The 10,715-nt window shown below is 68.5% G+C and carries 10 protein-coding genes; 7 read left to right on the top strand and 3 right to left on the bottom strand.

Features of this window, described 5'->3' with window-relative positions; translation table 11 throughout:
- Positions 1–48: 48 nt before the first annotated feature.
- Positions 49–933, bottom strand: a complete 885-nt coding sequence (locus C1A38_RS29425) for a serine hydrolase (protein WP_102660944.1) — start codon at positions 931–933, stop codon at positions 49–51.
- Positions 933–1,910, bottom strand: a complete 978-nt coding sequence (locus C1A38_RS29420) for a serine hydrolase (protein WP_102660943.1) — start codon at positions 1,908–1,910, stop codon at positions 933–935. Before C1A38_RS29420 ends, C1A38_RS29425 begins: the two co-directional genes overlap by 1 nt.
- Before the next feature lie 365 nt (positions 1,911–2,275).
- On the opposite strand from C1A38_RS29420, the gene paaA reads away from it, so the two are divergent.
- The 5 genes from paaA to paaE all read left to right on the top strand — a co-directional run bounded on the left by paaA (position 2,276) and on the right by paaE (position 6,129).
- Positions 2,276–3,331 carry a 1,2-phenylacetyl-CoA epoxidase subunit PaaA gene (gene paaA / locus C1A38_RS29415; protein WP_102660942.1) on the top strand — a complete coding sequence of 352 codons (1,056 nt, stop codon included), beginning with the start codon at positions 2,276–2,278 and terminating at the stop codon, positions 3,329–3,331.
- A complete protein-coding gene (gene paaB, locus C1A38_RS29410) occupies positions 3,328–3,615 on the top strand; it encodes a 1,2-phenylacetyl-CoA epoxidase subunit PaaB (protein ID WP_102660941.1) in 288 nt (95 codons plus the stop codon). The genes paaA and paaB overlap by 4 nt, the downstream gene beginning before the upstream one ends.
- Before the next feature lie 173 nt (positions 3,616–3,788).
- Complete coding sequence (paaC, locus tag C1A38_RS29405; protein ID WP_102660940.1) at positions 3,789–4,514, top strand: 1,2-phenylacetyl-CoA epoxidase subunit PaaC; 726 nt, start codon at positions 3,789–3,791, stop codon at positions 4,512–4,514.
- Positions 4,515–4,531: 17 nt separating this feature from the next.
- Positions 4,532–5,008 (top strand): 1,2-phenylacetyl-CoA epoxidase subunit PaaD, encoded by a 477-nt coding sequence (gene paaD / locus C1A38_RS29400; protein ID WP_102660945.1) that lies wholly within the window; start codon positions 4,532–4,534, stop codon positions 5,006–5,008.
- On the top strand, positions 5,005–6,129 hold the full coding sequence (gene paaE, locus C1A38_RS29395) for a 1,2-phenylacetyl-CoA epoxidase subunit PaaE (protein ID WP_013731012.1): 1,125 nt from the start codon (positions 5,005–5,007) through the stop codon (positions 6,127–6,129). The genes paaD and paaE overlap by 4 nt, the downstream gene beginning before the upstream one ends.
- 61 nt (positions 6,130–6,190) lie before the next feature.
- Here the strand turns inward: paaE and C1A38_RS29390 are convergent, their stop codons facing one another.
- A complete protein-coding gene (locus C1A38_RS29390) occupies positions 6,191–7,954 on the bottom strand; it encodes an ATP-binding protein (RefSeq protein ID WP_146017649.1) in 1,764 nt (587 codons plus the stop codon).
- 195 nt (positions 7,955–8,149) lie between these two features.
- Here C1A38_RS29390 and mqnC point away from each other — a divergent pair, with 195 nt between their 5' ends.
- Positions 8,150–9,340, top strand: coding sequence for a cyclic dehypoxanthinyl futalosine synthase (gene mqnC / locus C1A38_RS29385; RefSeq protein WP_102660938.1), 1,191 nt, complete (start codon positions 8,150–8,152; stop codon positions 9,338–9,340).
- Between the two features lie 291 nt (positions 9,341–9,631).
- On the top strand, positions 9,632–10,715 hold a 1,084-nt coding region (locus tag C1A38_RS29380; protein ID WP_102660937.1), incomplete at its 3' end, for a COG1361 family protein.

The following is a 10,715-nucleotide window of genomic DNA, read 5'->3' as shown; positions in this document are numbered from 1 at the left end:
CTATAGACAACTATTGAGCACTAATGACGACCGACACGCCAGCAGTTGTCAGCCCTTGTCGATGGGGTAGCGGAGCATGACGCCCATCGTCCAGGTGTCGCCGATGGCCAGGCAGTTGACGTGGATCTCCTGCTCCTGCACCCGGTCGACCCAGCCGTTCTTGATGGCGATCTTCTTGGCCTCGGCGGCCGGGAACGCCTTGCGGATGCCGAAGTCACCGGCACCGCGTACCAGTCGCATCTCGTTGAGCAGCCACTTCGTCCAGGTGGGGCCGGCGGCCCGGCCGTCGGCGATGCAGTTGCCGAGTCGGGCCACGTCCCGGGGTGACAGCTCGGTGCGGCTCCACCCGAGGTCGCTGGAGACCTTGCTGTCGGTCAGGTCGCAGGTGGACAGCAGGCGCTTGATCGAGGCGGATTCGCCGATCTGCGTGTACAGCGCCTGGGTGCGTTCGTTGTCGCTGTCCCTGATGATTTTCGTCAGGTCGGCCAGCTTCGCGTCGCTCGGGGTCTGCCCGGCGTCGTCACTGCGGCGCAGGAAGTCGGCGACGATCCAGGACTTGATCAGGGAAGCCGTGGTGCTGGTCTCGTCCATGTTGTCCGAGCCGATGATCTCGCCCGACCGGCGGTCCAGCACACTCCAGGCGTACCAGCCGTCGATGTCGAGGTCGAGCTCTTTCGCCTCGAACGGCAGCGGCTCGCGCGGCGGTGTGGGGCTGGCGGAGGGCGGCGGGGGTCGGGTGCTGCGATCGGTCAGGTCGCTGCCGCGGCTGTCCGATGATCCTGCCTGTCCCCATTGCGCGGCGGCGGTGGATTCGAACGGCGAGCCGGGCAGCAGTCGTAAGGAGATCAGGACCAAACCGACCAGGACGGAGGTGATGGCGACGAGACGTAATCGCGACGTCGTACGTGCGCGGCGGCGGCTGTGGCCGGCCATCAGAGCTTGCCGATCGGCTGCTGGGGCACCTTGATGGCACCGCCGGGCTGCGGGGTGACCAGCTGCGTCGTCACGCTCGCGCAGACGTCCGAGCCGTAGTCGAGCCCTTGCCTGTACGGATAGCGAAGCATCACCGCAAGACTCCACTTCTCGGTCACCGCAAGGCAGTTGACGTGCCAGTTGCCGTCATAGCTGAGCGGTGTCCAGCCGTTCTTGATGCTTACCGGACCCTGGCTGAGGATCGACTCGGGCAGGCCGTCGACGATGCCCCACCGGCCGCCGCCGGAGCGCTCCTGTTGATCCTTGGCGGCGGTGCTGCCGCGTACCTTGCTCATCTCGGCGAGCAACCACTTGGTCCACTTGGGACCGGCGGCCTTGCCGTCGGCGATGCAGTCACCGAGGCGGACGGCGTCGCGGGGCGACATCCGGGTGAAGCTCCACCAGCCCTCGTAGCCGGGAACGTTTCCGCGCTTGGTGTCGGTGAGGCCGCAGATCTTGATTGCCCGCTTGACCACCGGTCCGGGCTGCCCGCCGGCCGGCACCGCGTAGGAGCCCCCGGCGGCACGGTAGACGGCGTTCGTCGCATCGTCGTCGCTGTCCCGGATGGCCAGGCTGGAGGCCTTCTTCAGGGCTGCCGACGGCTCCTTGTCGCCCAACTGGCGTAGGTAGTCGGCGACGATCCAGGCCTTGAGCATGGACTCGGTGGAACTGGTCGCGGCCATGTTCTTCGAGCCGGAGATCTTGCCCGTCTCACGATCCATGAGTGCCCAGGAGAAGAACTCCCCCTTGAAGTTCACCGATACCTTGGCCGGCGCCAGGGTCGGTGGTGGCGGGGGTTCCGGGGTGGGTGCAGCGACGCTGGCGACCGCGCCGTCGCCCGTCCCGGCAGAGAGCCGGGCGTACGCGGCGGGCACCAGCATGACGCCGCCGAGCACCAGTGCTGTGACGGCGAACACCATGGCCACGCGGGGTCGCATGAGCGGGTGAGCTCCAGATGTCAGGCCGGGGGGCCGGCTTGTTGCCAGGACTGACCGGCCTGGGTCGCCTGCGGGCCGGGGGACTCTGGCCCTCTTCTGGTCGGCGATTTGCCACCAGCCGATCGGTGTGACGTGCGAAGTCTACGTGCGGATCGACGGGTTGCCAGGTTTCGACACCGGCCAACCGGCGACGAAGGCGGGTTAACGAACGGTTGTGAGCCTCTTGCGCTCATTTATTGGGAAATTTGTGAGGCAAGTCATAGCTGCTGACCGTCACCTTTCGTGGTCGCTGCGTAGCTCGATGCCGCTTCGCATTTCTGTGACACCCTCTGGTTTCTTGAGCGGCCAGCTGTAACACTTAGGGCATGTATGGCAATGACTTCCCGGGCGAGGACGCGCCCGGCGGCCTGCTCGGCGAGGTCGAAGCGGCAGAGGCGGCGCTGCGTGCTGCCGCGGAACGAGACCGGGGCACCCCGGGTCAGGACGTCGACCTGGCCGCCTACTTCGCGGAGGTCGTCGACGCCGACCAGAAGATCGAACCGCGTGACTGGATGCCCGAGGCGTACCGGCGGACGTTGATCCGCCAGATCGCCCAGCACGCGCATTCCGAGATCATCGGGATGCAGCCGGAAGGCAACTGGATCAGCCGCGCCCCGTCGCTCAAGCGCAAGGCGATCCTGCTGGCCAAGGTCCAGGACGAGGCCGGCCACGGTCTGTACCTCTACGCCGCGGCGGAAACCCTCGGCATCAGCCGGGACGAGTTGGTCGACCTGCTGCTCGAAGGCCGGCAGAAGTACAGCTCGATCTTCAACTACCCCACCCTCACCTGGGCCGACGTCGGTGCCATCGGATGGCTGGTGGACGGCGCGGCGATCGTCAACCAGGTCCCGCTCTGCCGCTGCTCCTACGGCCCGTACGCGCGAGCGATGATCCGGGTCTGCAAGGAGGAGTCGTTCCACCAGCGGCAGGGCTACGAGATCCTGCACACCCTGGCGCACGGCACCCCGGCCCAGAAGGCGATGGCTCAGGACGCGCTGGACCGCTGGTGGTACCCGTCGCTGGCGATGTTCGGCCCGCCGGACAGCGACTCCACCCACTCCGCCCAGTCGATGGCGTGGAAGATCAAGCGCTTCTCCAACGACGAGCTGCGGCAGCGCTTCGTGGACATGTGCGTCGGCCAGGCCGAGGTGCTCGGGCTGACCATCCCCGATCCCGACCTGCGCTGGAACGACGAACGTCAGGCGTACGACTTCACCCAGCCCGACTACGACGAGCTGATGCGGGTCATCACCGGCGACGGGCCGTGCAACCGGCAGCGGATGGAGCACCGTCGTCGCGCCCACGCCGAGGGCGCCTGGGTACGCGAGGCCGCCGCGGCGTACGCGGCCAAGCAGGTAAGCAAGGAGAAGGTCGCGGCATGAGCCAGCACACCACCCCCCTCTGGGAGGTCTTCGTCCGGGCCCGGCGCGGGCTGGCGCACACGCACGTGGGCAGCCTGCACGCCCCCGACGCCGAGATGGCCCTGCGCAACGCCCGTGACCTCTACACCCGCCGCCAGGAAGGCGTGTCGCTCTGGGTGGTGCCGGCGAGCGCGATCACCGCGTCCAGCCCGGACGAGAAGGACGCCTTCTTCGACCCGGCGGCCGACAAGATCTACCGCCACCCGACCTTCTACGAGGTACCAGAAGGGGTGGCCCACCTGTGAGCGCGAGGAGTGAGCCGGGTTTGCGAGCCCCGCAGTCGCGAACGGAGAAGGCCCTGTGAGCGCGAGGAGTGAGCCGGGTTTGCGAGCCCCGCAGTCGCGAACGGAGAAGGCCCTGTGAGCGCGAGGAGTGAGCCGGGTTTGCGAGCCCCGCAGTCGCGAACGGAGAAGGCCCTGTGAGCGGTCCGTTTGATTTCACCCTCGCCCTTGGCGACGATGCGCTGATCGCGGCGCAGCGGCTGGCCGAGTGGACCACCCGGGCGCCGGAGATGGAAGAGGACATCGCGCTTGCCAACATCGCCCTGGACCAGCTCGGCGCGGCGCGGCTGCTGCTGTCGTACGCGGGCGAGTTGGAGGGCGCGGGCCGCGACGAGGACGCGCTGGCCTACCTGCGCGACGACCGGGAGTTCCGCAACTGCCTGCTGGTCGAGCTGCCCAACGGCGACTTCGCGGTGACCATGGCGAAGCTGCTCGTGCTGTCGGCCTACCAGCTGCCGCTCTACACCGCGCTGGCCGGCTGCGCCGACGAGCGGCTGGCCGCGATCGGCGGCAAGGCGCGCAAGGAGTCCGCGTACCACCTGGACCACGCCTCGCTCTGGGTGCGCCGGCTGGGCGACGGCACCGAGGAGTCGCACCGGCGGATGCAGGCCGGCCTCGACCAGGTCTGGCCGTACGTCCCGGAGCTGTTCGCCGCGCAGCCGCAGGCCCCGGTCGACCCGGCCACCCTGCGGGCCGACTTCGACGCGACGGTCTCGGCGGTGCTCGCCGAGGCGACACTCACCGTGCCCGCGCCCAGCTGGGCTCCGGCCGGTGGGCGGGACGGTCTGCACACCGAGCACCTGTCGTTCCTGCTCGCCGAGATGCAGGTGCTGCATCGTGCCCACCCCGGTGCCCGCTGGTGAGTAGCGGCCAGGCGACGGTGAACGCGGCCCACGAGGCCGTGGCGGCGGTGGTGGACCCGGAGATCCGGGTGATCACCATCGCCGACCTCGGCATCCTGCGCTCGGTCGAGGTGGAACCGGTCACCGGCCGGGTGGTGGTGACGATCACTCCCACGTACACCGGCTGTCCGGCGATGGACGTCATCCGCGCCGACATCCGCCGGGCCCTGGCCGTGGCCGGTCACCCCGACGCCGAGGTACGCACGGTGCACAGCCCCGCCTGGAGCACCGACTGGATCACCGACGCCGGGCGGGCCAAGCTGGCCGCCGCCGGCATCGCCCCACCGGCCACGGTCCGCCGCGACGGGGTCGTCCCGTTGACCCTGGCCGTACGCTGCCCGCGTTGCGGGTCGCCGGAGACCGAGCAGCTCAGCCGCTTCGGCTCCACCGCCTGCAAGGCACTCTGGCGCTGCCGCGCCTGCTCCGAACCGTTCGACCATGTGAAGGCGCTGTGACTGTCACCATCACCCGCCCGGTCCGTCGCCGGCCGGTGTTCCATCCGCTGCCCGTCGTCGCCGTGGACCGGCTCACCGCCGACGCCGTCGCGGTCACCTTCGCGGTGCCCGAGGAGCTGCGTGCGGCCTTCGCGTTCCGGGCCGGCCAGCACCTGACGGTACGCCGGCCGCCGGCCGATGCCGCTGCGCTGCCCGATGGCGAGGACGTGCGCCGCTCGTACTCGATCTGCTCCACGCCCGAGGAGCTGGCCCGGCACGGGCGGCTGCGCATCGGCGTGCGGGAGATCCCCGGCGGGGCCTTCTCGTCGTACGCCTGCGGGGCCCTGCGCAGCGGCGACACCGTCGAGGTGCTGCCACCGCTCGGTCACTTCACCACGGCGTTCGCGCCGGACCGGGTGCGTCGCTACGGCGCGGTGGTCGCCGGTTCCGGCATCACCCCGGTGCTGTCGCTTGTCGCCACGGCCCTGGCCGTCGAGCCGGCCAGCACCTTCACCCTGGTGTACGGCAACCGCACGGCCAACAGCGTGATGTTCGCCGAGGAGTTGGCGGACCTGAAGGACCGCTACCCGACCCGGCTGCACCTGGTGCATGTGCTCTCCCGCGAGCAGGGCGAGTCGCCGCTGCTGTCCGGGCGCATCGACGCCGAGCGGCTGGGTCGCCTGCTGGACACCATCGTCCCCGGCGACGTGATCGAGGAGTGGTTCCTCTGCGGCCCGTACGGCCTGGTGGTGGACGCTCGTGAGGTGCTGGCCGGGCGGGGCGTGCCGGAGTCGGCGGTGCACACCGAGCTGTTCCACGTCGACGCCGCACCCGAGCCGGTCCGCCGGCCGGACGAGTCGGCCGGCGGCACGGAGGTGACGATCGTGCTCGACGGCCGCTCGTCGAGCTTCACGATGCGCCGCGACGAGCGGGTGCTGGATGCCGCGCTCAAGGTCCGCGGTGAGCTGCCGTACGCCTGCAAGGGCGGGGTTTGCTCGACCTGCCGGGCGAAGGTGGTCTCCGGCGAGGTCGAGATGGCCCGCAACTACGCCCTGGAGCCCGACGAGGTGGCCGCCGGTTACGTGCTCACCTGCCAGTCCAGCCCACGCACCGACACCCTCACCGTCGACTACGACGCCTGATCACCCATCGCCTTCGAAACGTGCCGTCGCTGGGGTCGTTTCGAGTATGGCGGCCGGATCCTCATACACGACGGGTCGTTGCGTAACGGGCGTTGCGAGAGCGTTCCTGGCCGCTCATCTCAACGAGACTTCTTTCTCGTAGGGAACGTAGCGCGCGTAGCACCTGGTGGGATCTCAAGCCGGTGGCCTGCTCAAGTTCTCCCCGCGACCGGCTGCCGCTCGCTAGTGCTGCCATGACCTTGCTCTCGTTCGCGCTCAGCGTGAGATCTGCCGCTCGGGAACTGGGTGCCTGCCCTGCCAGGGGTGTGAAGAGATCCGGTGACTCGCCAGTGGCGGTGGTGACCAGACGATAGGTCGTGCTGCCCCGGGAACCGTGCTGGGTGACGAGGCCACGTTCGACCAGTTCGCGAAGTTCCCGGCTGGCGATTCGGCTGTCGGCCACGCCGGTCACTGTGCGGAATGAGCTGTTGGACAGCTCCCGCCCGCCCCGCATCACCACGAGTGCGGCCATCTGGGAACGACTCAACGGCCCCCGACCGAGCGACCCCAACCACTTGATGGCCTCCTCGTCCAGCAAGGTGCGGTTGGGGAACTCCACCGTGAACGTGGAGATGTCATCGGCGAAGCGCGGCTGCTCCATGCCGGCCTCGGCGAGGGCGATCCTGATCCGGGTGATGCCGCTGCCGCGGTTCTCGCACACCATGTGCCCGTCGCCGAACGGGGTGTCTTCGAGAATCTTGAGCAGGGATCGGTTGCGGGATGAAGTGACGGGGGTCGTTCCGAGGGAAGTCACCTCAACCGGCCCGTAGAGCCCGCCGGGGTTCCTGATCACGAGGCGGTCGGGGTACATCTCGACCTGAACCTGCATTCCTCGGGCGAACTCGGCGTAGTCCCGGTGAACGAGCGCGTTTACCAGTGCCTCGCGTAGCACCTCCTCCGGATATTCCCATTCCTCGGTGCGGTAGAGGCCGGAGACCACGTTGCGCCGCCTCATGTTGCGTTTGAGGATCCGGATGCACTCCGCGACCAGCGTGGGGATCGAGCCGTCCACCGATCTGTTCTCGGTGAAGCGTTCACCGCGTGGGCCAAGGGCTCCCGGTTGGGTCGTGGGATACGCCACGAAGGTCAGACCCAGCTGAGGTTCGAAAGTCTGCGGATATGTGCCGAATACGAGTAGGCCGGCGAGAGTAGGCACCACGATGTCCTGGTGGCGGGTCAGGACGTTCAGCATGATGAGCGCCTGTTCGTCGCTGACCCGCCGAAAGATCTCTCCTCGGGTCTGGCGGATCCGGTTGAGGAACGCGGCGAGTAGGTCCGAGTCAAGGTCGTTGGGCGTGGCGTGGGGGACGGGAGCCGCGTCGTACCGCTGCTCAGTGCGGTTTGCCAGGAGCACCGCCACCTCGTAGTCGGTGAGACGCCGGTCACCGTCGCTGACGCGGATTCGGGAGCCTGCCCACGGACCCAGAGTTCTCTTGTGGCAGGGGCGCTGATCGCGGGCCAGGGGTGGGATCTCACAGACCACCACCTGGTGGCCGGCTAGTTCGACGGTCCTGATGTCCGCACGGACTGCCGGCTCCAACTCGGCGCAGACCGCCCCCAAGTTGGCCTCCATCACGCCCGGCTCGGCGACCCCGGTCACCTCGAAGTTGTTGCGCTCATCGACTCCGAGAACCACATACCCACCTCCGGCGTTCGCGAAGGCGCTGATGGTCTCCCAGATGCTGGACGGGAGATCGCCGCGGGCCTTCTTGACCTCGCAGGTTGAGTTGTCGTTCCCGAGTTGCCGGAGCCGGTCGAGTAGCTCTTGGAGTTCTGTCGGGGTCACTGGTGCACCCTCCTCACCAAGGGTGGTGGTCGGCGAGACGAGTGTTCCAGCGGAGCTGGCTTGTGCTGCGGTGCCGCGCCGTTGTGTTGCACTTGTGCGACACGGACTGTCGCACAATCTCGTTCTGTGTGGCAGGTGCGTCTGATGGTAGGTGGCCTTTTCTGGCCTTCAGGCTGCCGACGTACGCTCGTAGGCGTGATGGAGAGCCGGGAGATCGACGACATCCTGCAGCGTGGCGCGGACGGCGGGCGGATCACGCCCGAGGAGGCCCTGCTGCTCTACACCGATGCGCCCTTCCACGCCCTCGGTGAGGCGGCGGACGCGGTGCGCCGGCGGCGCTACCCGGACAACATCGTCACGTACCTGATCGACCGCAACATCAACTACACGAACGTCTGCGTGACGGCGTGCAAGTTCTGTGCCTTCTACCGGGCGCCGAAGCACAAGGAAGGGTGGACCCACCCGACCGAGGAGATCCTGCGGCGCTGCGGCGAGGCCGTCGAGTTGGGCGCCACCCAGGTCATGCTCCAGGGCGGCCACCACCCGGACTACGGCGTGGAGTACTACGAGGAGCTGTTCTCCTCGGTCAAGAAGGCGTACCCGCAGCTCGCCATCCACTCGATCGGGCCGAGCGAGATCCTGCACATGGCCAAGGTGTCCGGGGTGAGCCTGGACGAGGCCATCGCCCGGATCAAGGCCGCCGGGCTGGACTCGATCGCCGGTGCCGGTGCCGAGATGCTGCCGGCGCGACCCCGCAAGGCGATCGCCCCGCTGAAGGAGTCGGGCGAGCGCTGGCTGGAGGTCATGGAGCTGGCCCACCGGCAGGGCGTCGAGTCGACCGCGACGATGATGATGGGCACCGGCGAGACGGCCGCCGAGCGGATCGAGCACCTGCGGATGATCCGCGACGTGCAGGATCGCACCAAGGGCTTCCGGGCCTTCATCCCGTGGACGTACCAGCCGGAGAACAACCACCTCAAGGGGCGCACCCAGGCGACCACCCTGGAGTACCTGCGCCTGGTGGCGGTGGCCCGGCTCTTCTTCGAGACCGTGCCGCACCTGCAGGCGTCCTGGCTGACCACCGGCAAGGACGTCGGCCAGCTCGCGCTGCACATGGGGGTCGACGACCTCGGCTCGATCATGCTGGAGGAGAACGTCATCTCCTCGGCCGGAGCACGACACCGGTCGAACCTGCACGAGCTGATCGGGATGATCCGCTCCGCCGACCGGATTCCGGCCCAGCGGGACACGCTCTACAACCGGCTGGCCGTGCACCGTACGCCCGCCGACGATCCGACCGACGAGCGCGTGGTGTCCCACTTCTCCTCGATCGCGCTGCCGGGCGGCGGTGCCGGTCGTTCGCTGCCGTTGGTCGAGGCGAACTGACCCTCCGCGTTGCCGGTCGGCGCTGGCGTCGTGACCGTGGGTCGAGTGGTGCGCGGCCCGGTTCATCGGCCGATCGGGCCACCGTGCCCATCTGTCCGGCCACGTCTGCGAGGCCGTTACGGATCGGCTGCTGATACGGCCGGGCGGCCACGGTCATCGATTCGGCCGATCCTTAAATAAAGATTAGCTGACCAGTTCCTCCGTGGTGGTGTTGCGGGGTGGCGCGGTTGATCGATGACCGATAACGTCCCCGCCCGTACATTTCTCACACCCCACGGGGGAGACCAGTTAATGATCTTCCGTACCCGCCGCGCCGCGAGCCTCGCCGCAGCCGCGCTGCTCGCCTCGAGCGCCGTTGCCGCGTTCGGCGCGCCGGCACACGCCGCCGGCACCGAGACGGACCTGGCGGTCACCGCCGCCGGCACCCGGATGACCGACGGCGTCGAAGGCAAGTTCGCCTGGATCAAGGTCGCGAACCAGGGCGAGGGCACCCCGAGCAAGTTGCTCGTCAAGGTCGATGTGTCCAAGGTGGACGACAACAAGATGGTGCTGGTCCCGGTCACCTTTGGTGGGTGCGACATCACCGGCGATTCCAAGCTCGAACTGTTCACCTGCGAGCTGGACAAGGACGAGATCCCCGGGCCGGGTGAGACGACCGAGGTGCTGGTCTTCCTGGTCAAGATGGACGCCGACGTCACCGGACCGTACACCGCGCCGGTGACCATCAGCATCGAGTCCGCCGACGACACCGACGACAGCAACAACAGCATCGACGTCGATGTCGAGTTGACCCCGGAGAGCGGCGTCGACCTCGGCGTGGTCGTGCCGGACGTGAAGACCCGCTTCGACCTCGATACGCTCACGGAGAAGGGTCCGCTGCGGCCCGGTGACACCACCCTGGTCGGGAGCCTGGTCATGAACCAGGGAGACCAGACGGCCAAGGGCCTCAGGCTGACCTACCAGTTGCCGAAGGGCGCGACGTTCCTCGCGATCGACGGCTGCGAGGCCGACGACGACGGGCGTACCGTGGTCTGTGAGGACAAGAACTACCTGCTCGAGCCGGACAGGTACCTGGAGTTCCCGCTGCCGATCACGGTGGACGAGAGCCTCGAGGCGCCGGCCACCCTGAAGGGCGGCTCGCTGGCGGTCACCGCGTTCGGTGCCCTGCCGGTCGACGCGCCTGCCATCCACAAGGGTGCGGCCAAGCCGGCCTTCGCGAGGGCCCAGGTGCGTAAGGTCGAGGAGTCGGACTTCGCCGACCTCGACCCGTCGGACAACACCGACGATTTCGCAGTGATTCTTCCCGCCCCGGCCGGTGGCGGCGGCGGTGGCGGCGGCCTGCCGGTCACCGGTGTGCAGGCGGGTCTGATCGGTG

Origin of the sequence: Verrucosispora sp. ts21, from assembly GCF_002879555.1 — a bacterium.
GTDB lineage: Bacteria > Actinomycetota > Actinomycetes > Mycobacteriales > Micromonosporaceae > Micromonospora > Micromonospora gifhornensis.
The sequence above is the reverse complement of the archived record's forward strand: the minus strand, read 5'-3'. Positions and strand labels throughout refer to the sequence as shown.